20 protein-coding genes are annotated in these 25,704 nt (G+C 54.7%); 15 read left to right on the forward strand and 5 right to left on the reverse strand.

Annotation, left to right across the window (positions count from 1 at the left end; translation table 11 throughout):
• Window positions 1-10: 10 nt before the first annotated feature.
• Window positions 11-685, forward strand: coding sequence for a hypothetical protein (locus tag SMB34_RS00350; RefSeq protein WP_240478710.1), 675 nt, complete (start codon window positions 11-13; stop codon window positions 683-685).
• Window positions 686-704: 19 nt separating this feature from the next.
• Here SMB34_RS00350 and SMB34_RS00355 read toward each other — a convergent pair whose 3' ends face one another.
• The 3 genes from SMB34_RS00355 to SMB34_RS00365 form a co-directional block, all read right to left on the reverse strand.
• Window positions 705-1,421, reverse strand: a complete 717-nt coding sequence (locus tag SMB34_RS00355; RefSeq protein ID WP_240478711.1) for a Crp/Fnr family transcriptional regulator — start codon at window positions 1,419-1,421, stop codon at window positions 705-707.
• Window positions 1,422-1,587: 166 nt separating this feature from the next.
• On the reverse strand, window positions 1,588-2,259 hold the full coding sequence (locus SMB34_RS00360) for a response regulator (protein ID WP_007091662.1): 672 nt from the start codon (window positions 2,257-2,259) through the stop codon (window positions 1,588-1,590).
• Between the two features lie 60 nt (window positions 2,260-2,319).
• The gene (locus tag SMB34_RS00365; protein ID WP_037987450.1) at window positions 2,320-3,723 is read right to left on the reverse strand and encodes a cache domain-containing protein; all 1,404 of its coding nucleotides are present in this window, start codon (window positions 3,721-3,723) and stop codon (window positions 2,320-2,322) included.
• 434 nt (window positions 3,724-4,157) lie between these two features.
• On the opposite strand from SMB34_RS00365, the gene SMB34_RS00370 reads away from it, so the two are divergent.
• The 4 genes from SMB34_RS00370 to glcF all read left to right on the forward strand — a co-directional run bounded on the left by SMB34_RS00370 (window position 4,158) and on the right by glcF (window position 11,777).
• Window positions 4,158-7,625, forward strand: a complete 3,468-nt coding sequence (locus SMB34_RS00370; protein ID WP_037987058.1) for a pyruvate carboxylase — start codon at window positions 4,158-4,160, stop codon at window positions 7,623-7,625.
• A gap of 16 nt (window positions 7,626-7,641) precedes the next feature.
• On the forward strand, window positions 7,642-9,126 hold the full coding sequence (locus SMB34_RS00375; protein ID WP_037987060.1) for an FAD-linked oxidase C-terminal domain-containing protein: 1,485 nt from the start codon (window positions 7,642-7,644) through the stop codon (window positions 9,124-9,126).
• A 90-nt stretch (window positions 9,127-9,216) separates the two neighbouring features.
• Window positions 9,217-10,458: a glycolate oxidase subunit GlcE gene (gene glcE / locus SMB34_RS00380; protein ID WP_037987061.1), complete on the forward strand. Its 1,242-nt coding sequence runs from the start codon at window positions 9,217-9,219 to the stop codon at window positions 10,456-10,458.
• Window positions 10,458-11,777: a glycolate oxidase subunit GlcF gene (glcF, locus tag SMB34_RS00385; RefSeq protein WP_007091657.1), complete on the forward strand. Its 1,320-nt coding sequence runs from the start codon at window positions 10,458-10,460 to the stop codon at window positions 11,775-11,777. The genes glcE and glcF overlap by 1 nt, the downstream gene beginning before the upstream one ends.
• Window positions 11,778-11,868: 91 nt before the next feature.
• On the opposite strand, the gene SMB34_RS00390 is transcribed toward glcF, so the two are convergent.
• Window positions 11,869-12,159, reverse strand: a complete 291-nt coding sequence (locus tag SMB34_RS00390; RefSeq protein ID WP_007091980.1) for a hypothetical protein — start codon at window positions 12,157-12,159, stop codon at window positions 11,869-11,871.
• 425 nt (window positions 12,160-12,584) lie between these two features.
• Here SMB34_RS00390 and SMB34_RS00395 point away from each other — a divergent pair, with 425 nt between their 5' ends.
• The 6 genes from SMB34_RS00395 to phoB all read left to right on the forward strand — a co-directional run bounded on the left by SMB34_RS00395 (window position 12,585) and on the right by phoB (window position 18,732).
• Window positions 12,585-13,613, forward strand: a complete 1,029-nt coding sequence (locus SMB34_RS00395; protein WP_007091981.1) for a PstS family phosphate ABC transporter substrate-binding protein — start codon at window positions 12,585-12,587, stop codon at window positions 13,611-13,613.
• 135 nt (window positions 13,614-13,748) lie between these two features.
• On the forward strand, window positions 13,749-15,128 hold the full coding sequence (gene pstC, locus SMB34_RS00400) for a phosphate ABC transporter permease subunit PstC (RefSeq protein WP_007091982.1): 1,380 nt from the start codon (window positions 13,749-13,751) through the stop codon (window positions 15,126-15,128).
• Window positions 15,121-16,470, forward strand: coding sequence for a phosphate ABC transporter permease PstA (gene pstA / locus SMB34_RS00405; RefSeq protein WP_007091983.1), 1,350 nt, complete (start codon window positions 15,121-15,123; stop codon window positions 16,468-16,470). Before pstC ends, pstA begins: the two co-directional genes overlap by 8 nt.
• Window position 16,471: 1 nt before the next feature.
• Window positions 16,472-17,275, forward strand: coding sequence for a phosphate ABC transporter ATP-binding protein PstB (gene pstB, locus SMB34_RS00410; protein ID WP_037987065.1), 804 nt, complete (start codon window positions 16,472-16,474; stop codon window positions 17,273-17,275).
• A gap of 21 nt (window positions 17,276-17,296) precedes the next feature.
• Complete coding sequence (gene phoU, locus SMB34_RS00415; protein ID WP_007091985.1) at window positions 17,297-18,019, forward strand: phosphate signaling complex protein PhoU; 723 nt, start codon at window positions 17,297-17,299, stop codon at window positions 18,017-18,019.
• 17 nt (window positions 18,020-18,036) lie between these two features.
• Window positions 18,037-18,732 carry a phosphate regulon transcriptional regulator PhoB gene (gene phoB / locus SMB34_RS00420; protein WP_007091986.1) on the forward strand — a complete coding sequence of 232 codons (696 nt, stop codon included), beginning with the start codon at window positions 18,037-18,039 and terminating at the stop codon, window positions 18,730-18,732.
• Window positions 18,733-18,794: 62 nt separating this feature from the next.
• On the opposite strand, the gene SMB34_RS00425 is transcribed toward phoB, so the two are convergent.
• A complete protein-coding gene (locus SMB34_RS00425) occupies window positions 18,795-20,555 on the reverse strand; it encodes a cation:proton antiporter domain-containing protein (protein ID WP_037987077.1) in 1,761 nt (586 codons plus the stop codon).
• A 317-nt stretch (window positions 20,556-20,872) separates the two neighbouring features.
• On the opposite strand from SMB34_RS00425, the gene SMB34_RS00430 reads away from it, so the two are divergent.
• From SMB34_RS00430 to uvrC, 4 genes are all read left to right on the forward strand, one after another.
• On the forward strand, window positions 20,873-21,835 hold the full coding sequence (locus tag SMB34_RS00430; RefSeq protein WP_007091988.1) for a calcium/sodium antiporter: 963 nt from the start codon (window positions 20,873-20,875) through the stop codon (window positions 21,833-21,835).
• A 158-nt stretch (window positions 21,836-21,993) separates the two neighbouring features.
• Window positions 21,994-22,764, forward strand: coding sequence for an SDR family oxidoreductase (locus SMB34_RS00435; protein WP_037987078.1), 771 nt, complete (start codon window positions 21,994-21,996; stop codon window positions 22,762-22,764).
• Window positions 22,765-22,826: 62 nt separating this feature from the next.
• Window positions 22,827-23,252: a dihydroneopterin aldolase gene (gene folB, locus SMB34_RS00440; protein ID WP_051682075.1), complete on the forward strand. Its 426-nt coding sequence runs from the start codon at window positions 22,827-22,829 to the stop codon at window positions 23,250-23,252.
• Between the two features lie 439 nt (window positions 23,253-23,691).
• The gene (gene uvrC / locus SMB34_RS00445) at window positions 23,692-25,611 is read left to right on the forward strand and encodes an excinuclease ABC subunit UvrC (protein WP_156962615.1); all 1,920 of its coding nucleotides are present in this window, start codon (window positions 23,692-23,694) and stop codon (window positions 25,609-25,611) included.
• Window positions 25,612-25,704 lie beyond the last annotated feature (93 nt).

Here is a 25,704-nt window from a genome sequence, read left to right on the forward strand (position 1 = left end):
CGGACTGTTCGTGTTGTTTCTGCTTTTTATGGTGAGTGGTTCTGCGCAGTCACAGCAAAACAGTTGCGCGGTCGCGCGTGCGCCTGTTGCAAGCCTGTCATTTATCAATCAGGATCCGATGCTGGATCGTCATCGGTCTGTTCGCTGGCTTAACAACCGGGCCAATCAGGGCAGTCGCTATATGGTGACCGGCCTGACCGAATATGAACTTCAGGCGCGGTTTGACATGCGCCTTGAGCCGGTCGAGGTTGGAGTTGGGGCATTCTGTCTGTATCCGATCCGGATCAGTCCAGAAGTCGAAGTGATCAAGCATCTGGTGTATGTCGCGTCCGAGCTTGAACGCGGCACATGTGAGTATGATGTGGTTTATGCCCATGAAGGGCAGCATGTGCAGATCAATCAGCATATGGAGCAGGATATCCAGCGGGAACTTGATGCCATGGTCTCCGAAATCATGGCGGACTTTGCCGCCATGCGACCGGTTGGTGCGGGCGAGGTGCAACGCCTGCAACGGCGGTTACTGAACCAGTATGGACAGGATTTCAAACGCCGTTTGCGCGCCATCGATCTTGCGCGGCGCGAAGACCATCGCGCGATAGATACCCCGGATGAATATGAACGGCTATCGAAGGCGTGCGGGCCAAATTCGGCATTCCAGACAACATTGCCCGATGCAATGCGCTGACGGATTTTGCACAATCTGATCAGGCTGCTTCGTGACCAAGTCCGGCGACGACCTGAAGTGCTTTGACATCAAGATCGAATTCCGAACGGCAGCGCGGGTTTAGATGACCGTTTCGGCGAAATTCGGCGATGATCCTGCTGGCGGTTTCGGTGGTGATACCCAACATTGCGCCAATATCTTCCCGACCGGGCAGAACGCAACTGTCATCCGCATGATCACACAGATAAAGGCACAGCCGTGCAACCCGTTCCCGGGCAGATCCGGTCGACATCTGGGTCAACCAGTTATCTGATTCCATTACCGCCTGATGCCAGCGTGTGAGCAACTGTTTGTGTAAATGGGGGCTTTCGCGATCAAGTTTTTCAACAACCGCAACCGGAATCCGGCATAACGCGCTGTCCTGAAGGGCTTCGGCGTGATGGGCAAAGCTGTCGCTGACGAGGGCTTCAAGGCCGATTGTGCCACCGGGGCGGACGAGGCGCACAACCCGTTGTGAACCATCGGCCAGATAATGCGTCAATTTGATCAGACCGCTGCGCAAGGTGAAGAGCGCGTTTGCAGTGTCCCCGGCATTGTAAAGGATCGCGCGTTTGGCAATTGCCATGTCCTCAATCGGCAGATGAACCAGTTTGAAATCGTCATCCGTCAGATCGTTGAAAAGCGCAAGTTGCCGGACGCCGCATCGGCGGCAGCGCAACATGTCTGGCATGGTTGATTGCAGCGCGGAGTAATTCACAAAACCCCCTGACGGAACGGGACAGATGCAGGATCGGTCGCCGCAGGCTGTTAAATGGAAGCACTCTAAATCTTTGAGCAATCTACCCTATTGGTTTGTAAATTCAACCTAATAGCGATCAAAAGGTGAAAAACATCACAATAGTACGACTTTTTCGGGCGTGCCGTCAGGCGGTGCTGTCCAGGGTGACAAGGCCCTTTTCTATCGCATAACGCACGAGGCCGGCGGAGCTGTCGATGTCGAGCTTACGCTTGATGTTGCGGCGATGGGTTTCCACGGTACGCACACTGATATCAAGTTCGCGGGCGACATGTTTGTTGCTGGCACCTTTGGCCAGAAGCCGCAAGACGGTGCGTTCCCGTGTGGTCAGCGGCATGCCATCGTCAGGCACGCCTTCGGTGTTGCTGATGCGATCAAATGTCGGACTGTAAGCTTCGCCGCCATTTGCAATTGCCTCGATCGCGCGCACCATGTCGTTTGACGATACATCTTTCAGTATAAAGCCGCGCGCACCTGCCAGTCGGGCGGTACGAAGATATTCCGGATTCTCATGCATGGTCAGGATGATGACCTTGATGTCGGGCATGGTTTCGCGGAATTTTTCGGCGGCTTCCAGCCCGTTCATGACCGGCATCGAGATATCCATCAGAACGATGTCGGGTTTGACATTTCCGGCCAGCGACAGGGCTTCCATGCCGTTTCCAGCCTCGCCGACGATATCGATATGGTCATAGCATTCAAGACGCGAACGAATGCCATCCATGACCAGCGCATGGTCGTCGCACAGCAAAACACGAATGGGACGGTTGGGCGAATAGGGGGTATTTGCGCTGCTCATGGTCAATTCAGTTCTCTGTCACATTGCTGAAACATCTGGGCCGAAACATCTGTTGCCACCTTAGCCGCTGATGACGGTGACGGGTAGATCATTATCACGCGAAACCGGAATATAGGCAGTTATGGTTGTTCCATCGTCCGGTTCGGATTTGACGGTCATGCCCCCACCATGGAATTCCATGCGTTCGCGCATATTGCGAAGGCCGATCCCCGCACGCGGATCACGGTTGCGAATATACCGGTTGGTTTCAAATCCGACACCGTTATCGATGATTTTCATCACGACACTTTGACCTTCGCGGCGGATCGTGACCTTGATATGCGTGGCATCGGCGTGACGTTCGATATTGGTCAGGGTTTCCTGCAAGACGCGATAGAGCGTCGTTTTCTTTGCGATATCGAGAACCACATCGATATTGTCCGATTTGACATCAATCTGCATGTCGGACCGGTCTGCCAGTTCCTTGCACATGCTTTCAATCGCCGGGCGCAGGCCAAGATCATCAAGCACGGCCGGACGCAGGTCGCGCGATATGCGACGGACTTCGTGGATGGCATCCTGCAATCGCTTGGCGGCCTTTTCCATAGGTTCGGTTGCTGCATTCTTTTCCGGTCCCAGGCGTGCGATTGCGGTTTCGACCGAATATTTGACGGAAACAAGAATCTGGCTGATGCCGTCATGCAATTCGCGCGACACCCGCAATCGCTCCTGTTCCTGAACATCAACAACCCGATGGGTCAGTTCCTTTAGCTTCGAATCAGCAAGTTTGCGTTCCGAAAGGGTGACGACGGTGCCCGAAATGCCGACCAGCAAAACCGCCAGAATGGTGATGCCGACAATCGATATTGTCGTGTCACGGATATGGGATGATACCTCGGTCTCGATTTCCTTCACCTGTTCGGAAATGTCATCGATATAAATCCCGGTACCGATCATCCAGCCCCATTTTTCAAGCATCAGGGAATAGGCGATTTTTTCGGCGGGTTCGCCGGTTGACGGTTTTTCCCAGACATGGCGCAGGAAACCACCACCTTTTTCGGCATTGAAAATCAGCGCCTGAATGACGGAATTTCCGTTCAAATCGCGCAGGTTCCAATATGTGCGCCCCAGACGCCATGGCTGTGGCGGGTCGACAAGGGCCGTACCATCGCGGTCATAGATAAAGAAATAGCCATCCTCGCCATAGGACAGGTCTTCGATGATGCTTTTGACCCGTTCCTTGGAAACGGCATCCAGCGGGCTTGCGACCGAATAAATGTGATCTATCGAAGCAAGGGCGAGTTCAAGATAGCTTTTAAGCTCTTCCTTGCGGGCTTCGAGAATGTTGCGTTCGAACGTTCTGATTTCTGCTTCGGCCAGTCGTTCGGCCTGTGCAAATACCAGATACGATATTGCCGCAGCGGCCAGAACCAGTGGCAGGATCGACAGCAGCAAAAACTTTAGTCGAAGATTGATTTTCCGCATGGGCACAACAGTCTCGGATACAGGAAGAATTTTCGGGCCGGACAATATCACAAAAGCACGAAAAGTCTGCGCCTGATCACAGGTTTCGAACCTTTGGGTTGCATTAGGCGCGGGCGCGATTTTCCACATGGTGAAAAGACACTGGCTGCGATAAAGTGAAATTGGTATTACCAATTTCGAAGATCATGCTTTGACAGAGGCAGCGCATTGCGCATATATCAGACACGTCGCCTGCCCACCGGGCGCCAGGAACCCTGGATGCGCTGCACGCGTTTTAACGTGACAGACATCCTTTATCGCCACAGATGGTATGGCGTTGCAGGCATCCCGCACCGCAACGCAATCCGGGATCATATCGTGGCGTTTCTCTTGGTTTTCGGCAGGGGCGCACAGGGACGCACCTGCCCTACAAATCTGGTAGGAGCCCGGTGTCCATGACGCGTTCTGCACCAAAGCGTATCCGTAAACTTCTGGTCGCGAACCGCGGTGAAATCGCGATTCGTGTTCTGCGTGCCGCCAACGAGCTTGGCATTCGCACAGTTGCCATCTTTTCCGACGAAGACCGTTTTGCCCTGCACAGGTTCAAGGCCGACGAAAGTTACACCGTTGGCAAGGGCAACAAACCCATTCGGGCCTATCTTGATATCGAGGATATCCTGCGTGTTGCCCGCGAAGCCGGTGTTGATGCCATTCACCCGGGCTATGGGTTTCTGTCTGAGAACCCCGATTTTGCCGACGCCTGTGCCGAGGCCGGAATAACGTTTATCGGTCCTGATTCCGAAGTCATGCGGACATTGGGCAACAAGGTTGCCGCGCGTAATCTGGCAGAAAGTGCCGGTGTGCCCGTAATGCCGGCATCGGGTGCATTGCCTGACGATATGAATGAAGTTACCCGCATCGCCGATCAGGTCGGTTATCCGATCATGCTGAAGGCCAGTTGGGGCGGTGGTGGCCGCGGGATGCGCGTCATCGAGAATTCCAAGGATCTTTCCAAGCAGGTTCTGGCCGCCAAGCGCGAAGCCGCCGCTGCATTTGGCAATGACGAGGTTTATTTTGAAAAACTGATCCGTCGCGCCCGCCATGTCGAAGTCCAGCTTCTGGGTGATACGCATGGCACTCTGGTGCATCTGTTTGAACGCGACTGTTCGGTTCAGCGCCGCAACCAGAAGGTCGTTGAACGCGCACCCGCCCCCTACCTTGACGAAGAACAACGCAAGGAACTTTGCGAAGCAGCCCTTCGTCTGGGGAAGGCCGCGAATTACGTCAATGCGGGGACCGTCGAATTCCTGATGGATGTTGATACATCCAAGTTTTACTTCATCGAGGTCAATCCCCGCATCCAGGTCGAACATACCGTGACGGAATGCGTGACCGGATTTGACCTTGTGAAGGCGCAAATCCTTGTTGCGCAGGGGGGGCGCATCGGTTTTCCGTCGGAAACCGGTATTCCGTGGCAGGACAAGATCAAGCTGCGTGATCATGCGCTTCAGTGCCGCATCACGACGGAAAACCCTGAAAACAGCTTTGTGCCCGATTACGGGATCATCAAGGTGTATCGCGGGGCCAACGGTTTTGGCATCCGTCTGGATGGTGGCACGGCCTATTCCGGGGCGGTGATCACCCCGTTTTATGACAGCATGCTGGAAAAGGTCACCGCATGGGGAAGTACCCCGCGCGAAGCGGTCGACCGTATGGACCGCGCCCTTCGCGAGTTTCGTATTCGCGGTGTTGCGACCAACCTGGCCTTCCTTGAAAACCTGATCAATCATCCGAAATTCAGGGCCGGTGAATATACCACGCGGTTTATTGATGAAACGCCCGAACTGTTCAAATTCGTGCGCCGTCGCGACCGCGCGACCCGTTTGCTGCGTTTCATTGGCGAGGTTACGGTCAACGGTAACCCGGAGGTCGAAGGCCGGGTCGTGCCGACAAACCTGCATGCGCCGGTGATGCCGAAATCGATTGATCTGGGTGAAATCCGCCCGGGCACCAAGCAGAAGCTTGACCAGTTGGGGGCCGAGGGCTTTTCACGCTGGATGAAGGATCAGAAACGCGTTCTGATCACCGACACCACGATGCGTGATGCGCATCAGTCGTTGCTGGCGACCCGGATGCGAACCTTCGATATGCTTGAAATCGCGCCTTATTATGCGCATGGGCTGCCGGAACTGTTTTCGCTGGAATGCTGGGGCGGGGCGACGTTTGACGTCGCGATGCGGTTCCTTAAGGAAGATCCGTGGGATCGTCTGGTCAAACTGCGTGAACGGGTTCCCAATATCCTGACACAGATGCTGTTGCGGGCGTCGAATGCGGTCGGTTACACCAACTATCCCGACAATGCGGTCGAATATTTCGTCAAGCAGGCGGCAGAACACGGCATGGATGTTTTCCGTGTGTTCGATTCCCTGAACTGGGTCGAAAACATGAAGGTTGCCATGGATGCGGTTCTGAAAACCGACAAGCTGTGCGAAGCAACCATTTGCTATACGGGCGATATCTTTGACGAGAAACGCCCGAAATATAACCTTGATTACTATGTCAAAATGGCCCGGGAGCTTGAGGCATCCGGTGCGCATATCCTGGGGCTTAAGGATATGGCGGGGGTTCTGCGTCCGGCGGCGGCAACGACCCTGATCAAGGCGTTGAAGGATACGGTCAATATTCCGATCCATTTCCATACCCACGATACCAGCGGCATTTCGGCGGCCACCGTGATTGCCGCGATTGATGCCGGGGTGGATGCGGTGGATGCAGCCATGGATTCGATGTCGGGCCTGACATCGCAGCCAAACCTTGGTTCGATTGCCAATAACTATATCGGGCAACCACGTGATCCGGGGCTTAATACCGAGGCGCTTAAAGAAGTTTCGACCTATTGGGAACAGGTCCGGCGGTATTATGCCGGATTTGAAAGCGATATCCGCAGCGGTACATCGGATGTTTATGTCCATGAAATGCCCGGCGGCCAATATACCAACCTGCGCCAACAGGCACGTTCCCTTGGTATCGAGGAACGCTGGCCGGAAGTGTCCAAAGCTTATGCCGCAGTCAACAGGATGTTTGGCGATGTCGTCAAGGTGACGCCAAGTTCGAAAGTTGTCGGTGACATGGCGCTGACGATGGTGACGTCGGGCATTACCGAAAAGGATGTGCTGGACCCGAAAAAGGACATCGCATTCCCCGATAGTGTCATTTCGTTCTTCCGTGGTGAAATCGGTCAACCGGTTGGTGGCTTCCCGCCAGCCCTTCAGCGCAAGGTGCTGAAGGGGGCAGAAGCCCTTTCGGATCGGCCGGGTAAATCCATGGCCCCGATTGATTTCGAAGCAACCCGCAAGGAAATCGAAAAGAAAACCCATCGCAGCATCAGTGATGCCGAGGTTGCATCCTATGTGATGTATCCCAAGGTGTTCCTTGAATATGCCGAACATCGTAGTCACAACGCCGATGTCTCGATCCTGCCGACCCCGATCTTCTTCTATGGCATGAGCCAGAATGACGAGATTTCCGTCGATCTGGAAAAGGGCAAGACGCTTGTGATCCGCTATCTCGCGACCTCCGAAGGCGGGGACGAGGAAGGTAATCGGACCGTGTTCTTTGAACTGAACGGCCAGCCCCGGACAGTCAAGGTTGCCGACAAGACATTGGCCGCCACCGGCAAGGTCAAACCAAAGGCCGAGGATGGTAACCAGCTTCATATCGCGGCCCCGATGCCGGGCCTTGTCGTCGAGGTCCATGTTGCCGAAGGCCAGAAGGTCAAGGCGGGCGATGTGATGTGTTCGCTTGAGGCGATGAAAATGGAAACCGCGGTTCATGCGGAAAGGGACGGGGTCGTGGCAACCATTCATGCCCCCGCCGGTACACAGGTCGACAGCAAGGATCTGCTGATCGAATTAAGGGAGTAAACGTCGCATGCTTAGGATGCCTGAGCCGGATCAATCGACCCTTGCACGTCGCAAGGATATCATCGCCGCCATGCGGGACATCGTTCCGAACGAAGGCGGGGTTATCGTCGATGAAGACCGGCTCAGGCCCTATGAATGCGACGGGTTGATGGCCTATCGCCAGCTTCCGATGATCGTGGTCCTGCCCGAAAATACCGGGCAGGTCGCGGCCATTCTGAAATATTGCCATACCCACAAAATTCGTGTCGTTCCACGCGGGGCGGGCACCGGCCTTTCGGGCGGGGCGTTGCCGATGGCGGATGCGATCACGATCAGCATGATGAAATTCAACCGCGTGCTGGATATCGACTGGGACAATCGGGCGGTCGTCGTGCAGCCCGGTGTGACCAATCTTGGGATCACGCGCGCGGTCGAACATAAGGGGTTTTATTACGCCCCGGACCCGTCCAGCCAGATCGCCTGTTCGATTGGCGGCAATATCGCGGAAAATTCGGGCGGTGTGCATTCCCTGAAATACGGACTAACCACCAACAATGTCCTTGGTGTTGAAATGGTCACGATCGAAGGCGAAATCCTTCGGATCGGGGGTAAGGGACTGGATCAGTCGGGCTATGACCTTTTGGGGGTGATTACCGGGTCCGAGGGGTTGCTGGGCATTGTAACCGAAGTCACGGTGCGCATTCTGCGAAAGCCTGAAACGGCGCGCGCGCTTCTGCTTGGCTTTAACAGCAGCGAAGAAGGTGGCAATTGCGTTGCCCGGATCATTGCCGACGGGATCATTCCGGGTGGTCTTGAAATGATGGACGCCCCGGCCATCAAGGCGACCGAGGATTTCGTGCATGCGGGTTATCCGCTTGATGTCGAGGCGTTGCTGCTTGTCGAGCTCGATGGGCCAAAGGTCGAGGTCGATTATCTGATCGAACGTGTCGGTGCGATTGCCGGGGAATGCGGTGCGGTTTATTCGCGTATTTCCGAAAGCGAGGATGAAAGGCTGCTGTTCTGGTCGGGGCGCAAGAATGCCTTTCCGGCGATTGGCCGTATTTCGCCCGATTATATCTGTATGGATGGCACCATCCCGCGCCGACGTCTGGCCGAAGTCCTGACCGGGATGCAGGTTTTGTCGCAACGCCACGGGTTGCGGGTTGCCAATGTTTTTCATGCAGGCGACGGCAATCTGCATCCGCTGATCATGTTTGATGCCAATCAGTCCGGCGAACTGGAACGGGCCGAAGCATTTGGTGCCGATATCCTGAAACTATGTGTCGAGGTCGGCGGGGTTTTGTCGGGCGAGCACGGGATTGGCGTCGAAAAACGCGATCTGATGCCTGAAATGTTCACCGAAGATGACATGAAACATCAGGAGCGCCTGAAGCTGGCGTTTGACGAGGATGAATTGCTTAATCCCGGCAAGGTTTTCCCGACCTTGCATGGCTGTGGCGAACTTAAAACCCTGCATGCGCGCGAAGTCGCTAACAAATTCCCGGATATCCCGCGCTTTTAGGCCGGAACGAGAGACGAGAAGAAAAATAATCCTGCCACCGGTTCCCACCAACCGGTTGGCAAGGATCAGGAGAGGAAGAGAGAAACCGCAATGACGGAAGTCATATCCCCCACCACGCCCGAACAATTGCGTGAGGCCATCAGTTGGGCGCTTGGTTCAAAAAACCCGCTTGAAATCATTGGATCGGGCAGCAAGAAAACATATGGGCATGCGGTAGCAGCCGACCATGTTCTGGACCTGTCGAAATTGACCGGGGTCATGTTTTATGAACCGGAAGAACTGGTGGTTTCTGTGCGGGCGGGCACGTCTCTTGCCGAAATTCACGCATTGCTGCGCGATAAGAACCAGCAATTCCATTTTGAACCCGGAAATTTTCCGGGGTTGCTCGCCGATGGTGTTGCGGATCATGCCGGAACGATTGGCGGACTGATTGCGTCCAATCTTTCGGGACCGCGCCGGATCAAGGTCGGTGCGGCACGCGATCATCTTTTGGGATTTGAAGCCATCAGCGGCCGGGCCGAGGATTTTAAATCCGGTGGACGGGTCATGAAGAACGTAACCGGGTTTGATCTGTCAAAGCTGATGGCGGGATCGTTTGGCACGCTTGGCGTGATGCATACCATCACCATGAAAGTCATGCCGCGCGACGAGAAAACCCGAACCGTTCTGATCGCCTGTGACGATATGCAAATTGCAGGCAGTGCCATGACGCGTGCCCTGGGCAGCGAGAACGAGGTTTCGGCCGCCGCATGGATTGCGCGGGAACAGGTTGTAAAACTTGGTCTGGACATTGTGACAGGCATCGGGGCCGGTATTGTCGCGCTGCGCGTTGAAGGTCCTGCACCCTCGGTTGCCTGGCGGTGCGAGGCATTGCGTAAGCTTCTGGCCGATATCGGTGCCAGTGAAGAACTTCATAGCGCCAACAGCAACGCGTTCTGGCAGGCGGTTGCCGATGTTGTCCCGTTTGCAGGGGGGATCGGATTGCTATGGCGTGTTTCCGGGCCACCGGCATCTGGCGGTGCGATTGCTGCGAAACTGGCCGACGAAACCGGCGGGAAGATCATGATGGATTGGGCCGGGGCGCAAATCTGGCTTCAATTGGCCGGGGGTGATGCGATGGCCGATAAAGTGCGCGACATTGCCGTGTCCTACGATGCGCGGGCAGTTCTGGTGCGCGCGCCCGAAGATATTAGAAATCAGGTGCCGGTTTTCCATGCCGAGGACGCGGCTTTGGCGCGGATCAATGCGAGAATCCGCGAGAATTTTGACCCTGAAGGTATCCTTAATCCGGGCCGGATCGGACACATGATTGCCAAGCGGGGGAACGCGTAATGCAAACGAACTTTACCGCCGCCCAGCTTGCCCACCCGGCAATTGCCGAAAGTGAACAGATCCTGCGGAAATGTGTGCATTGCGGGTTCTGTACCGCGACATGCCCGACTTTTGTGACCTTGGGGGATGAACTTGATAGTCCGCGCGGGCGGATTTACCTGATCAAGGACATGCTGGAAAACGATAAACCGGCGACGGAAAAGGTGGTCAAACATCTTGATCGGTGCCTGTCGTGCCTGTCCTGCACAACGACATGCCCGTCGGGTGTCGATTACATGCATCTGATCGACAATGCGCGCGCCCATATCGAAGAAACCTATGACCGGCCGTTTGCGGATAAATGGTTGCGCCGGATTTTATCGATTGTCGTGCCAAACCCGACGCTTTTCAGGCTTTCGCTGATCGGGGCGAAACTGGCATCGCCATTCGCACGGTTTTTGCCGGGCCGTCTGAAGGGCATGGTCAAAATGGGGGCGCGCCATATGCCGCCGCCAAGCTGGGTCGACAAGCCGCAGGTGATCCCGGCAATTGGTCAACGCAAAGGCCGGGTCGCCATCCTGACCGGCTGTGCGCAACAGGTTCTTGAGACCGAGATAAACGAGGCAACCGTTCGTTTACTGACACGCCTTGGCATCGAAATCGTTGTGGCCCAAGGGGCGGGTTGTTGCGGGTCGCTTGTCCATCATATGGGAAAGGAAGCGCAATCCCATCAACAGGCCAAAGCCAACATTGATGCCTGGAGCCGGGAACTTGCGGGCGAGGGGCTTGATGCGATTGTCATTACAGCATCGGGATGTGGCACAACGGTCAAGGATTACGGGCACATGTTGCGCCATGATCGGAATTACGCGGCGAAAGCGGCCAAAATTTCCGACCTTGCCTGTGATGTGACCGAATATCTGGCAGGGATTGATGTCCCGGCGGATCGTTTTGCCGGGGCGACTCATGGCGGGGCGCGGGTTGCCTATCATTCGGCATGTTCGATGCAGCATGGTCAGAAGATCATTCGTGAACCGCGCGACCTTCTGAAAAAGGCCGGGTACGAGGTGCTTGAAATTGCCGAAGGGCATTTATGCTGCGGGTCGGCAGGGGTTTATAACCTGTTGCAGCCTGAAATCGCGGGCAAACTGCGCGACCGCAAACTTGGCAATATCAGAAACACGGCACCGGATCTGGTTGCGACGGGCAATATCGGCTGCATGGTGCAGCTTGAAACCGATGCGTTGAAAGTTGTGCATACGGTGCAATTGCTTGACTGGGCAGCAGGGGGACCGACCCCCGAAAAGCTTTTACCGTATTATGCTGAAAAGATCGCCTAGACAACGGTTTGGACGTCTAAATACAAAAGCCCGCCGACGTTGCGTCGTGCGGGCTTTTATGCAATCTGGCAGAGACTGCTTGCGAAACCGCTTATTTCGCAAGCAGGCTGGTGGCGATACTTTCGGCGGCAGAACCTTCGCTGCTGTCTTCGGCAAAAGCAGCGGTTTTTTCGCGAATCCAGTTCTGAACTTCGGCTTCGCTGACATCGACCTTTGTTGCCATCACCGCAATGACGGCTTCCATGGCAAGGACATGAGACGCAATGTTGTTGACCGCGACATGCAGGTCATCGATGTGGCGTGATGCGGCCTCGGACATGTCGCCCAGTTCACCGGAAAGCTTCTGGATCAGTTCCTGAATCTCGTCGAGCGAAGTGCTCATGGTCGTCTCCCTTTTGCGCGGTTCTGCGCTACTTCCCCAACGGATTGATATCTTATGAACAAGCTTCGTGTTTTCGGGGGGCTTTGTAAAGGCAGGGAAACCGAAAACAGTTAACGGTCTGCTGCCGTGCGGTCGTCTATCCAGTCCGGGTGATGTTTCAGGGCAATGTTACAGTTTATGTAACGAAGGCTGTCAAACCTGCGGCTGGAAACAGGAAAAATGCCGGTTTCAGTTTTGATTCCGGCACGGATCTGTTTCAGAAAAACCTTTGATTAATAAAGGTTTTTTCGAGGTTTTTTTCATCTCCGATGCGTTGTCACATAACGTTAACAAAAGTGACGCAATACCGTAAGCACCCAGCGTTAGAGTCCGCCTCGCAGATCGTTGCACCGTTCCGGTTTGGAACAATTACTGGGGAATTTACCATGAAGAAGACTCTTGCTGTTGCGGCGCTGATGAGCGTTGCCTTTGTTGGCGCGGCCCAGGCACGCGACCAGATTCGTATCGTTGGTTCGTCCACCGTTTTCCCGTTCGCAACTGCGGTTGCTGAAGAATTCGGTAAAACCACCTCCTTCAAGACGCCGGTTATTGAATCGACCGGTTCCGGCGGTGGTCTGAAGCTGTTCTGCGCCGGTGTTGGCGAACAGCATCCGGACATTACCAATGCTTCGCGTCGCATCAAGAAGTCCGAAGTTGAAACCTGTGCCAAAAACGGCATCAGCGAAATCACCGAAGTCAAAGTCGGTTACGACGGTATCGTTCTGTCGAACTCCAAAGATGCTCCGCGTCTTGACCTGACCAAAGAACAGCTCTTCCTGGCGCTGGCCAAAACCGTTCCTTCGAAAGACGGCAAGTCGCTGATCGATAACCCGTACAGCACCTGGGCCGAAATCGACCCGAGCCTGCCGGACGTTAAAATTGAAGTTCTCGGCCCGCCCCCGACCTCCGGTACCCGTGACGCTTTCACCGAACTGGTACTTGAAGAAGCCTGTGACTCCTTCGAAGCCATCAAGGCAATCAAGGACAACAAAGATCAGCACGGTGCAGTTTGCAAAGGCGTTCGTGAAGACGGTGCCTATGTCGAAGCCGGTGAAAACGACAACCTGATCGTTCAGAAACTCGAAGCAAACCATGATGCACTTGGCATCTTCGGCTTCTCGTTCCTTGATCAGAACGGCGACAAACTTCAGGGTTCCCTGATTGCCGGTGTCGAGCCGACCTTCGAAGCCATCTCGGATGGTTCTTATCCGGTGTCGCGTTCGCTGTACTTCTATGTCAAGAACGCCCATGTTGGTACCATTCCGGGTATCAAAGAATATCTGACCGAATTCACCTCTGACAAAGCATTTGGTGGCGAAGGTTACCTTGCTGACCGTGGCCTCATCCCGATGGATGCGACCGAGCGTGAAGCAGTCCGTAATGCTGCGCTGAACCTTGCTCCGCTGAGCATGTAACGCGATCTTTCAACCGGTGGCAGCCTTTTCTGCCACCGGTTTCTTTGTTTTCAGGCTTTAATTGATTTATTCTTGGACCTGCCTTAAACGCGCACCAAGTTTTTTGGTCATTCTTTGGCAAATGGATTAATCGCAATGTCCCTGACCTATTTGCTGCTTGCTGTGGCACTCCTGTGTGCCGTGTCATTTTATTTCGGTCGACAGCGCGCGGTGGCCCTGTCGAACGGTCGATACAGCAATCTTCATTCGCTGCCTGCGCATTACGGGATGTATACGGCGTTGTGGTGCGGCCTGCCGGCTTTGGGCCTTTTGCTGGTTTGGATGATGTTTGAAGGGACGATCATTCAGACAATGATCGTTGCCGATCTTCCCGAAGAAGTGACGTCCAATTCCGGGTTGTTATCTTTGGCGCTTAACAGCATCTCGCAAATTGCTGCCGGAGGCGGGGAACATCTTACCGTTTCTCCCGAGATTGTAGAGGCCGGCCATCGGCTTGCCAATCTTAACACCATCGCAAATGCTGCTCTTATTGTTGTGATGGTGTCTGTTGCCCTGGTGGGCTTGGCTCTGTCTTACCGCCGGATTTCTTCGGAAATGCGTGCGCGAAACAATGTCGAACGGCTGTTTCGCTATATCATGATCGTGTGTTCGGCGATTGCCATCCTGTCGACGGTCGGCATTGTTTTCTCGCTTTTGTTTGAAGCGCTGCATTTCTTTGGCAAGGTCAGCCCGCTGGACTTCCTGTTCGGTCTGGAATGGAGCCCGCAGACGGCCATCCGCGCAGATCAGGTGGCTTCCGACGGTGCATTTGGCGCAATCCCGCTTTTTGTTGGAACATTGCTGATTACGCTGATTGCAATGTTTGTGGCGGTGCCGGTCGGTTTGTTCTCTGCCATCTATATGGGTGAATATGCGTCGCCGAAATTTCGGGCCGTTGCCAAACCTGCGCTTGAAATCCTGGCGGGTGTCCCGACGGTTGTTTACGGCTTCTTTGCTGCCCTGACAGTTGCTCCGTTCTTGCGCGACAATGGTGCTGTGCTTGGACTTGATGTCAGTTCCGAAAGTGCGCTGGCTGCGGGTCTGGTCATGGGGGTCATGATCATTCCGTTCGTGTCATCGCTGTCTGATGATGTCATGTCACAGGTGCCGAAGTCGTTGCGCGACGGATCATATGGCCTTGGTGCAACAAGGTCTGAAACCATTCGGCATGTTATTTTCCCCGCAGCCCTGCCCGGTATTGTTGGTGCGGTATTGCTGGCGGTGTCGCGTGCGATTGGGGAAACCATGATCGTTGTGATGGCTGCCGGACTTGCCGCCAACATGACGGTAAACCCGTTGCAGGCCGTGACCACTGTTACCGTGCAGATCGTAACACTTCTGGTCGGTGACCAGGAATTTGACAGTGCCAAAACCCTGTCGGCATTTGCACTGGGTCTGCTTCTTTTCCTTATCACCTTGGGTCTGAACGTGTTTGCCCTTAAGGTTGTTCAGAAGTATCGCGAGAAATATGACTGATATGGCATCGCTTATGGAAGACAGAGCCGCCGCAAAAGTGATCTCTGGCAATCTGCACACGCCGGTTGACTGGGACAGCCCGAAATTGGCACGTAACATTAAAAAACGTTACGCAGCGGAACGCAGGTTCAAGATTTACGGCTTAAGCGCAATTGCCATCGCCCTTATGGCGCTGGTTGTGCTTGGCTATTCGATCATTTCGAAAGGTTATAGTGCCTTTTTCCAGACCTATGTTCAGATGGAAATCTTTTTCGACCCGGCCAAGATTGATCCGGACGGAACAGGTGATCCGGCAATTATTGGCCGGGCCAATTTTGATGGTCTGATCAGGGATGCACTGAGCAAACAGTTCCCGGAAGTGAGCGGACGTAGCGAACGGCGTGATCTCTATGACATTGTTTCGGGCGGGGCATCTTATGATCTGCGCGAGAGGGTGCTTGAAAATCCGTCTCTGATCGGACAGACCCGGAAGGTCTGGCTGATTTCCGGTGACGACTTTGATATGCTCAACAAAGGTTATATCAGTGCAAACACAGACGAAGGCGACCGTCGCCTGAACGATCAGGAAATTGGTTGGTATAATACACTGGTCTCTCAAGGATCGGTCGAAAAGCAGTTCCATACGCGGTTCTTTACCAATGGTGATTCCCGCGAACCGGAATTGGCCGGGATCTGGGGCGCTGCGGTCGGGTCGTTCTATACACTGGTTGTGACATTGATACTGTCGTTTCCGATTGGTGTTCTGGCAGCGATCTATCTGGAAGAATTTGCACCGCGAAACCGGTTCACGGCGATTGTCGAAGTCAACATCAACAACCTTGCGGCTGTGCCGTCGATCGTGTTCGGTCTTCTTGGGCTTGAGGTTTACCTTAATGTCATGCATCTGCCGCGGTCGGCCCCGGTTGTTGGTGGTCTGACGTTGGCCCTCATGACATTGCCGACCATCATCATCGCATCACGTGCGGCGATCAAGGCAGTGCCGCCGTCGATCCGGCAGGCTGCCCTTGGTCTTGGGGCGTCGCCGGTTCAGACGGTGACCCATCACGTGTTGCCGCTGGCGATGCCCGGTATTCTGACCGGGACCATCATCGGCATGGCGCAGGCTCTTGGGGAAACCGCACCGCTTCTGATGATCGGTATGGTGGCGTTTATTGTTGATATCCCAGGCGGGGCACTTGATCCGGCGACAGTTCTGCCGGTGCAGATTTATCTGTGGGCGGATAGTCCGGAACGTGCCTTTGTCGAGAAGACTTCGGCGGCCATCATGGTCTTGCTGGGCTTCCTGATCCTGATGAACGGATTGGCCGTGTATCTGCGCAAGAAATTTGAACGGAAGTGGTAAAATGGCTGTTGTAACTCAAAGCGCAATGACGGCAGAGCCGTCAGTCACTAGCCCGAAAATGACGGCCCGTGACCTCAATCTTTTCTACGGCGACAACCAGGCGCTTTTTGATGTCAATCTTGACATTGTCGAACGCCAGGTCACAGCACTTATCGGCCCGTCGGGCTGCGGCAAATCAACCTTCCTGCGGTGCATGAACCGCATGAATGACACGATTGACGGTGTCACGATCAAGGGCAAGGTAACGCTTGATGACCGTGATATCTATGACAAGGCAATCGACGTTGTTCAGTTGCGCGCGCGCATTGGCATGGTGTTCCAGAAACCGAACCCGTTCCCGAAGTCGATTTATGACAACGTGGCCTATGGCCCGCGTATTCACGGTCTGGTGAATTCGCGCGACGAGCTCGATGAAATCGTCATGACCTCGCTTGAACGGGCGGGTCTACTGAAAGAAGTCAAAGACCGTCTGCCGGAACCGGCAACCGGTCTTTCTGGTGGGCAGCAGCAGCGTCTTTGCATTGCACGTGCGGTTGCCGTCAGCCCCGAAGTCATCCTGATGGATGAACCGTGTTCGGCACTTGACCCGATTGCAACCGCAAAGGTCGAGGAACTGATCGACGAGCTTCGTTCGAACTACACCATTGTGATCGTGACGCACTCCATGCAGCAGGCCGCCCGCGTGTCGCAGCGCACGGCGTTTTTCCATCTCGGCAAGCTGGTCGAAGTGGGCGAAACCGATCAGATTTTCACCAATCCCAAGGACGAGCGCACCAAGGGATACATTACGGGTCGCTTCGGTTAAGTCCGGGCAGGAGTATTTTCGATGGTCGATGAGAAACATCATATCGTCAGTTCGTTTGACGAAGAACTGACCCGTCTTAACAACATCATTTCGCAGATGGGCGGGCTTGCCGAAAGTCAGCTGATTTCCGCCATTCGTGCGATCGTTAAACGGGATTCGGAACTGGCCGAGAAGGTCATTCTTTCCGATCACCGTATCGATACGCTGGAACAGGAAGTGCAGGATTTTGCCGTACGTCTTCTGGCCCTGCGTCAGCCGATGGCAGATGACCTGCGGCAGGTGGTGACCGCGCTTAAACTGTCCAACGATCTGGAACGTATAGGTGATCTGGCGAAAAACATCGCCAAGCGTGCGCAGGTTCTTAACCAGGTGCCGCCGATCCGCCCGGTTCAGGTGATCCCGAACATGGCCAAGCTGTGCCAGGAAATCATCAAGGACGTTCTGGATGCCTATATCGAGGGTGATGCGGAAAAGGCCCAGCGTGTCTGGGCGCGCGATCAGGAAGTTGACGATATGTACAATTCCCTGTTCCGTGAACTGCTGACCTATATGATGGAAGATCCGCGTAACATCACGGCATCGACCCATCTGCTGTTTATCGCCAAGAATATCGAACGTATTGGCGATCATGCGACCAACATTGCCGAAACGATCTATTACCGGATCAAGGGCGAAGACCTGCCGATGGATACTCGGCCAAAAAATGACGCGGCGAACTTTGCCGTCGTAGAACCGAATGAGTGACACTGGAGCATAGGAAGATGGACCCAACGGTTCTTATCGTCGAGGACGAAGCTGCAATCGTAACCATGTTGCGCTACAACCTCGAACGCGAGGGGATGCAGGTTGTCGAAGCCGGGGACGGTGACGAAGCGTTGAAAATTCTGGCCGAAACCCATGTCGATCTGGTCCTTCTGGACTGGATGCTGCCGGTGATGTCAGGGATCGAGGTTTGCCGCCAGATCCGCCGGAAGCCTGAAAGCCGCGATTTGCCGGTGATCATGGTTACGGCGCGTGGCGAAGAAGGCGACCGCATCCGCGGCCTTGATACCGGGGCCGATGATTATGTGACCAAGCCGTTTGCGATTGGTGAATTGCTGGCGCGTATTCGCGCACTTCTGCGTCGATCCGGTCCGGCGCAACCACAAGGGCAGTTGATCTATTCCGATATCGAAATGGATCTGGCCGCCCATCGTGTCAGTCGTAACGGCAAGGCTATCCATCTTGGCCCGACCGAATTCCGTCTGCTGCGTTATTTCCTGGAACATCCGGGGCGGGTTTTCTCGCGCGAGCAGCTTCTGAATGCGGTTTGGGGGCCGAATATCTATGTCGAAACCCGCACGGTTGATGTTCACATTCGTCGTCTGCGCAAGGCATTGAATGACGTCAAGGGAACGCGCGATGTAATCCGCACGGTTCGTGCCGCGGGTTATGCACTGGATGTCGAAGCCGCCTGATTGCGGTTATTCCGGAAGACGAAACGAAAGACCCCCATTCTTGTGATGGGGGTCTTTGTGTTTCAGGTGCTTTTCCTGGATTTTGCCGGTTTGGCAGTTTTTTGTGCCTGGTCTTCGGTTTTTTGGCGCGCGGTGCGCGGGGCAAGTTCGTTCATCAGCAGCATATCGGCACGCCGGAACTTGGCTATTTCGAGATCGATATCTTCCTGCGGGATATCGCAGGCCGCCAGAACGTGATCGGACAGGCGTAAACCGGTTTCAAGTACCTCGGGGATGGCCGCATCGGCACCACTGCGTGACAGCGGACCGATATGGGTGATGTCCTGGGCACGGGCAAAGATTTTCAGATGTGGATAATGCTGTCGCAGCAAGGCGACGGTCTTTTCGGTTGCGTGCGGGTTGCCCATGGCAACGGCGGCAATATGGGCCTGTTCGGTATGGGCGGCACGAAATGTTTCCGGTCGGGACCCATCGGCAAAATAAACCGGCAGACCTTCGGCTCGGCCACGCGAAACCTGTTGGGCATCGGATTCCAGAACGATAAACGGGATTTCCTTGGTGCGCAGCAGACGGGCCAGAACCCGGCCGACGCGCCCGCAACCAATTACCAGAACATGTTTCTGAATGCCGTCGGTTTCATCCGAAATCTCGCTTAGCTGATCGGTTTCCTTGGGATGAAGCTTCTGTTCGATGCGATGGCCGAGCGAAATCAAAGTCGGCGTCAGACCCATCGAAATCGCAACCACCGGGATCAGCATCACGGCGATGTCAATCGGAACCGCCCCGTTCTGCGATGCCAGTGCAAGCATGACGAAGGCGAATTCACCACCGGCGGCCAGGCTCATGGCGACCCGGATTGAAGATGCACGGTTAAAGCCGATCAGCAGGGACAATCCGAAAAGAACCGCTGCCTTTATGACCAGAAGCCCGATCAGCCACAAAATGATCGTTCCGGCCTGACCGATGACCACATTGGCATTGACCGACATTCCCACAGACATGAAGAACAGCGACAGGAAAACACCGCGAAATGGCGAAATGTCGGCTTCGATCTGATGGCGGAATTCGGTCTCGGCCAACATTACCCCGGCGATAAAGGCACCAAGCGCCATTGAAAGGCCCGCGGCTTCGGTCAATGTGCTGGCAGCCAGAACGACAAACAGGGTCCCGATTGCAAAAAGTTCCGGGTTTTTAAGAGCCGCAATATACCGAAAGAGTCGCGGCAGCAGATAACGACCGGTCAGCAACAATACAGCAACCGCCCCCACACCGCTTAGTGCGCTGATCCAGGGGCTGGTTTCGCTCCCGGCATTGCCAGCGGCCTGCACCATGATCAGGAAGGGACCAACCGCAACGTCCTGCAACAGCAGGATGGCAAGGGCTGCACGCCCGAAACGTGTGTGCAACTGGCGCTCATCGGAAAGCTGTTTAAGGATAATGGCTGTTGATGACAGGGCCAGTGCCCCGGCAATTACGATAGAGGCGGGCATATCGTAATTAATCAGCAGCAATACACCGAACATCACGGCCATCGTGACGCCGATCTGCAGGAAACCAAGGGTCGCGAACCGGCCCCCAATCACGCGCAAGCGTTCGCGCGACAATTCAAGACCGATCATGAACAGCAGAAAGACAATGCCAAGCTCGGCGACGGTTGAAATGTCTTCGCGGTCACTGATCAGGCCAAAACCGAAAGGGCCGATGCAAAAGCCGCCGATCAGGAAACCGATGATCGAGTTCGCACGTAATTTCTGTGCCAGCGGGACGGCAATCACCGCGGCGGTCAGGACAAGGAACAGCTCGAAAAGAACGCTGTGTGACATGATGGATTATGCGTCCGGCGCAGATAGGCGTGTAAAGGAAGTCGTTCAAATCAGGATAGCGGAAATACCCCTATGATTTCTATGGAAATTTCGCGTATGAGAGGGCATCTGTGATGGATGACACGTCTTAAGAGCAGGCGACCGCGACGATTGCTTTCGGTATGCGTGCCAGTGTGGGAACCGCATCACACCGATGTGACGAATGGTATTACGACGGGACGACGCAGCTTGCTATTCTGCGTTCGCAATGCCATGTTCCGCTGGCCCGTAAAAGGGCATGAAACAATCAGAAATTTCCCCAAACGAGCAGGCCGGAATTGGAACAGTTCATCCCCTATTTGCAGATTATCGGTGGTCTTGTGCTTTTGACTGCCGGTGGTGAGTTCATTGTTCGCGGTGCTGTCGGTCTGGCGCTGTTGATGGGGGTTTCCAAGATCATTGTTGGTTTGACCGTGGTTGCCGCGGGGACGTCGGCCCCCGAATTTGTCGTGTCGCTGAATGCGGCGCTTGCCGGGTCGGGCGACATCGCGATGGGGAACGTGGTTGGTTCTAACATTGCCAATATTCTTTTGATCCTCGGCGCAACAGCGATTCTAAAACCGATTACGGCATCGCGGACCATGGTTGTACGCGATGGCGGCACCATGCTGCTGGGGACCGTTCTGTTCATCGGGCTTTGCATGTTTGGCGTTGTCGAACGCTGGGCTGGGGCGGTGATGCTGCTGGTTCTGGCAGCGATCTGGTACTTTACCTATCAGCATGACAAAAAAAGCCCGGGTGATGCCAGCCACCTGCATGAAGAAGAAGTCGACGAAGTCGGTGAAGTACCAAGCGGTTGGCTCAAGCCGATTGTTGCCACGGTTATCGGGATTGTCGCCTTGACCTATGGGGCGGATCTGCTGGTGGATGGTGGTGTTTCTGTCGCGCGTCAGTTCGGTGTGTCCGAAGCCGTCATTGGCTTGACCCTTGTCGCATTCGGAACATCGCTTCCTGAACTGGCGGCATCGATTGTTGCGGCGTTCCGCGGGCATTCCGACGTTGCACTTGGCAATGTTGTTGGTTCCAATCTTTTGAACCTGCTGGTGATCATCGGTGGTGTATCGCTGATTGCGCCGATTGCCGTGCCAGACCAGATTCTGCAATCCGATCTTTGGATCATGCTGGCAGTTACCATTCTTTTGCTGGTGGTCGGCTATTTCCTGCGCGGAGTGTCGCGGATCACCGGGATCGTCTTTGTTCTGGCTTATCTGGGATATGTTGCGAGTCTGGTTACGGCATGATTGATCTTCATGCCTGAAACGGTAAATGCGGTTATGGACCGGCTGGCGGGTTTGATTGTAAGTTCCGGAATGACCAAACATAAATGACGGCGGCCGATATTTAAGGGGGCTGCCTTCCCCGGGAAGGGGCGCATCTTGATGAACGGGATGGAAACCAGATGACAGGGAAAATGCCTAAAACGGCTCTTGTAACCGGGGCTGCCAAGCGTATCGGACGGGCTTTATCGCTTGATCTGGCGACACAGGGTTATGATGTTGCCCTTCATTGCCATTCCTCGCGCAGGGATGCGGAACAGCTTGCCGAGGAAATCCGGTCCCTTGGTCGTCGAGCCTGCGTTATTTCCGCTGATCTTGGCAAGGAAGAAGACACCAGCCGTGTCGTACGCGAAGCAACGGCTGCACTTGGCCCGATTGGTGTGCTGATCAATAATGCATCCACCTTTGAATATGATGATATCAGCACCGCCACGCGTGAGGGCTGGGACTATCATATGGAAGCCAATCTGCGGGCACCGTTTGTGTTGTCACAGGATTTCGCCAAACGGCTGCCCGCCGGGCAAAAGGGCGTCATCATCAACCTGATTGATCAGCGTGTCTGGAATCTGACACCGCATTTCATGACTTATACCTTGTCCAAGGCCGGCCTTTGGACGCTGACCCAGACACTGGCACTGGCATTGGCGCCGCACATCCGGGTTAATGCGATTGGTCCCGGCCCGGCACTGCCTAGTGTCCGGCAAACACAGGAAGTTTTCGATCAGCAATGCGATCAGACGCCCCTGAAAATTGGGACAAACCCGCAAGAGATTTGCGACGCGGTACGATTTTTCCTTGCCGCGCCAGCCATCACCGGGCAAATGTTAGCGCTTGACGGCGGGCAGCACCTCAATTGGGCGCCCAGTGGCGAACAGAATATGCCAGAAGAATGATGCGTCGGGCTTGGGTTCCGGACATCTGGCCGCACCAAGCGCAGCACAAGGAAGACCAGACCATGACCGCAGGCCTTAAGCAGGATGATAACATTACGACACTGCCCTATGCAGATCATGCCGGCAGTTTGCGTCGTGTCTTCGTGCGTGACATGGTCGTCGAGACATCCATTGGCGTATATGACCATGAAAAACATGCCCCGCAGCGGGTGCGGATCAATCTGGACCTTGCCGTTCTGGAAGGCGAGGGTGTCCAGAATGACGATATTGCCACTGTTTTAAGCTACGAGGATCTGGTGACCGGCACGCGGGAAATTTGCCGCGACGGTCATGTGAACCTTGTGGAAACCCTTGGGGAAAAACTGGCCGATATGTGCCTGGCGGATCGTCGGGTACGCAAGGTAAACGTCCGAGTTGAAAAGCTTGATGTCTTTGACGACGTTGCCGCGGTCGGAGTGGAAATAGAGCGCTTTAATATCGCGCGCTGATCCCATCCGTAAATCTGCTTAAAATTTACTTTTGTTAACGGTTTTGGACGGGGACTCTGTGATTCCTCTAGGCCGAATCGCTGTCTCCCTTATGCACAAGCATCTGGGGGCATGGAATCAAAGGAAAATATTCTTTTTTGACTCCTGTATTACCGAATGTTTTCAGGTTGACAGTATTTTTTTTGTTTAAAAACAATAACTTAGATTGTTTGCTCAATAAATGTGCACTTCATAGAACGTTAAGACTCTCAAGGGGTGCAGCAAAGAGCCCCCCTATTACCCACAAACTTATCCACAGCCTTGGTGGACATCTTTTTTGGGTTGCGATTCTGTGAAGTGATGTTGCGACGTTAATCTTTTTGGGTATTGTCGGAAGCCACTTTGAGAAGTGACAGCCGTCACAACTTTTGATTTTTAATAAATCTGCCGGAGACGCCTGATGAAGCCTGAAACCCCATCCGAAAACCCCGCTCGGGAAATCGGATTGTCGCTTGAAGGCGATGATTATGACGGGGGAGCTGCGCGCGGTGTCGAGGCCATCAAACATGCCCTGAAGACAATGCCGGGATCGGCCGGTGTCTATCGCATGATTGATGACAAGGACCGGGTTCTTTATGTCGGCAAGGCCAAGAACCTTAAAAAGCGGGTGGTGGCCTATACCCGTCTGATGCAGTTGCCGATACGGATTGCCCGTATGGTCGCACAGACGGTGCAGATGGAAATCATCACCACCCACACCGAAGCCGAGGCGCTTCTTCTTGAATCCAACCTGATCAAGAAGCTTAAACCGCGTTACAACATCCTTCTGCGCGATGACAAAAGTTTCCCCTATATCCTGATCACCGAGGATCATGATTATCCGCGCATCGTCAAACATCGCGGGGCACGGGCCAAGGATGGCAGTTGCTTTGGTCCGTTTGCGTCCGCCTGGGCGGTGAACAACACGATCAATCATTTGCAGCGTGCCTTTTTGCTGCGCTCCTGCACGGATGCGGTGTTTTCCAACCGGTCGCGTCCGTGTTTGCTGTATCAAATCAAACGGTGTTCCGCGCCGTGTGTGGATCGGGTTGCCAAAGCCGAATATGACGCGCTTGTCGATATCTGCCGTGACTTCCTGACCGGGCGCAGCCAGAAAATCCTCAAGCAGCTTGAAGCCGACATGCTTGCCGCGTCTGAACGGATGGATTTCGAGCAGGCCGCGATGTATCGCGATCGTATCCGTGCGTTAAGCCAGATCAGGTCGCATCAGGACATCAATCTGGAAGGCGTAGAAGAGGCCGATGTGATCGCCCTGCATCATGAAGGCGGGCAAAGCTGTGTTCAGGTCTTCTTCTTCCGCTCGGGCTCTAACTATGGCAACCGGTCCTATTTTCCGCGCCATGAACAGGGGGCGGAAATTGCCGAAATCCTGTCGGCCTTTGTCGGGCAGTTCTATGCCGATAAACCGGCCCCGAAACAGGTGCTGCTATCGCATGAGATCGAAGGTCAGGAACTGGTCGAAACCGCATTGTCGATCAACAATAACCGTAAGATCACCTTGCAGGTGCCCAAGCGTGGCGGTCGACGCAAGCTTGTTGAACATGCGTTGACCAATGCCAAGGACGCGCTTGGGCGGCGCATGGCCGAAAGTGCTTCGCAACGGAAATTGCTGGAAGATCTGGCCGATAAACTCGAACTGGACGGCACGCCAGAACGGATAGAGGTTTACGATAACAGTCATATTCAGGGCACCAACATGGTGGGCGGCATGATCGTTGCCGGACCTGAGGGGTTTATGAAAAGTGCCTATCGCAAATTCAATATCAAGGGCGATATCGCGCCGGGTGATGATTTTGCCATGATGCGCGAAGTTCTGACCAGGCGTTTTGCGCGTGCGCAAAAGGAAGACCCGGACCGGGAAAACGGCACATGGCCGGACCTTTGCCTGATCGATGGTGGCTTGGGGCAGCTTGGCGTGGCCCGCGAAGTGCTTGAAGACCTTGGGATCGAAGACGTGATGCTTGTCGGCGTTGCCAAGGGTGTTGATCGCAATGCGGGCAAGGAAGTGCTGCATATCCCCGGAAAACCGCCCGTGCGTCTTGATATGCAGGATCCGGTTTTATATTTCATCCAGCGTTTGCGCGATGAAGCGCACCGTTGGGCGATTGGCACGCATCGCGCCAAACGGTCCAAGCAGATCGGCAAAAGCGTTCTTGATAATGTGCCCGGCGTGGGTGGGGCACGCAAAAAGGCGTTGCTGCATCATTTCGGATCGGCGCGCGGCGTGGCGGATGCCGGTTTAACCGATCTTGAGGCGGTGGATGGCATCAGTGCCGCCCTTGCCCGCAAGATTTACGATCATTTTCATGACACGGAATAAAAAACCTGCGGCAGGCATCTTGCTTTTTGCCGGTCAGGGCGCGATACCCGACGCGGTTTGATAACGCGCCATGCTGATCGGGCAGAGTGCGTT

Origin of the sequence: Thalassospira permensis NBRC 106175 (genome assembly GCF_000714555.1) — a bacterium.
Lineage (GTDB): Bacteria > Pseudomonadota > Alphaproteobacteria > Rhodospirillales > Thalassospiraceae > Thalassospira > Thalassospira xiamenensis.

Bases quoted from the DNA above. Each gene is read 5' to 3' on its own strand.
- SMB34_RS00360 (WP_007091662.1), bottom strand. From the start codon at position 2,259: ATGAGCAGCGCAAATACCCCCTATTCGCCCAACCGTCCCATTCGTGTT.
- SMB34_RS00365 (WP_037987450.1), bottom strand. From the start codon at position 3,723: ATGCGGAAAATCAATCTTCGACTAAAGTTTTTGCTGCTGTCGATCCTG.
- SMB34_RS00370 (WP_037987058.1), top strand. From the start codon at position 4,158: ATGACGCGTTCTGCACCAAAGCGTATCCGTAAACTTCTGGTCGCGAAC.
- SMB34_RS00375 (WP_037987060.1), top strand. From the start codon at position 7,642: ATGCCTGAGCCGGATCAATCGACCCTTGCACGTCGCAAGGATATCATC.
- glcE (WP_037987061.1), top strand. From the start codon at position 9,217: ATGACGGAAGTCATATCCCCCACCACGCCCGAACAATTGCGTGAGGCC.
- glcF (WP_007091657.1), top strand. From the start codon at position 10,458: ATGCAAACGAACTTTACCGCCGCCCAGCTTGCCCACCCGGCAATTGCC.
- SMB34_RS00390 (WP_007091980.1), bottom strand. From the start codon at position 12,159: ATGAGCACTTCGCTCGACGAGATTCAGGAACTGATCCAGAAGCTTTCC.
- SMB34_RS00395 (WP_007091981.1), top strand. From the start codon at position 12,585: ATGAAGAAGACTCTTGCTGTTGCGGCGCTGATGAGCGTTGCCTTTGTT.
- pstC (WP_007091982.1), top strand. From the start codon at position 13,749: ATGTCCCTGACCTATTTGCTGCTTGCTGTGGCACTCCTGTGTGCCGTG.
- pstA (WP_007091983.1), top strand. From the start codon at position 15,121: ATGACTGATATGGCATCGCTTATGGAAGACAGAGCCGCCGCAAAAGTG.
- pstB (WP_037987065.1), top strand. From the start codon at position 16,472: ATGGCTGTTGTAACTCAAAGCGCAATGACGGCAGAGCCGTCAGTCACT.
- phoU (WP_007091985.1), top strand. From the start codon at position 17,297: ATGGTCGATGAGAAACATCATATCGTCAGTTCGTTTGACGAAGAACTG.
- phoB (WP_007091986.1), top strand. From the start codon at position 18,037: ATGGACCCAACGGTTCTTATCGTCGAGGACGAAGCTGCAATCGTAACC.
- SMB34_RS00425 (WP_037987077.1), bottom strand. From the start codon at position 20,555: ATGTCACACAGCGTTCTTTTCGAGCTGTTCCTTGTCCTGACCGCCGCG.
- SMB34_RS00435 (WP_037987078.1), top strand. From the start codon at position 21,994: ATGACAGGGAAAATGCCTAAAACGGCTCTTGTAACCGGGGCTGCCAAG.
- folB (WP_051682075.1), top strand. From the start codon at position 22,827: ATGACCGCAGGCCTTAAGCAGGATGATAACATTACGACACTGCCCTAT.
- uvrC (WP_156962615.1), top strand. From the start codon at position 23,692: ATGAAGCCTGAAACCCCATCCGAAAACCCCGCTCGGGAAATCGGATTG.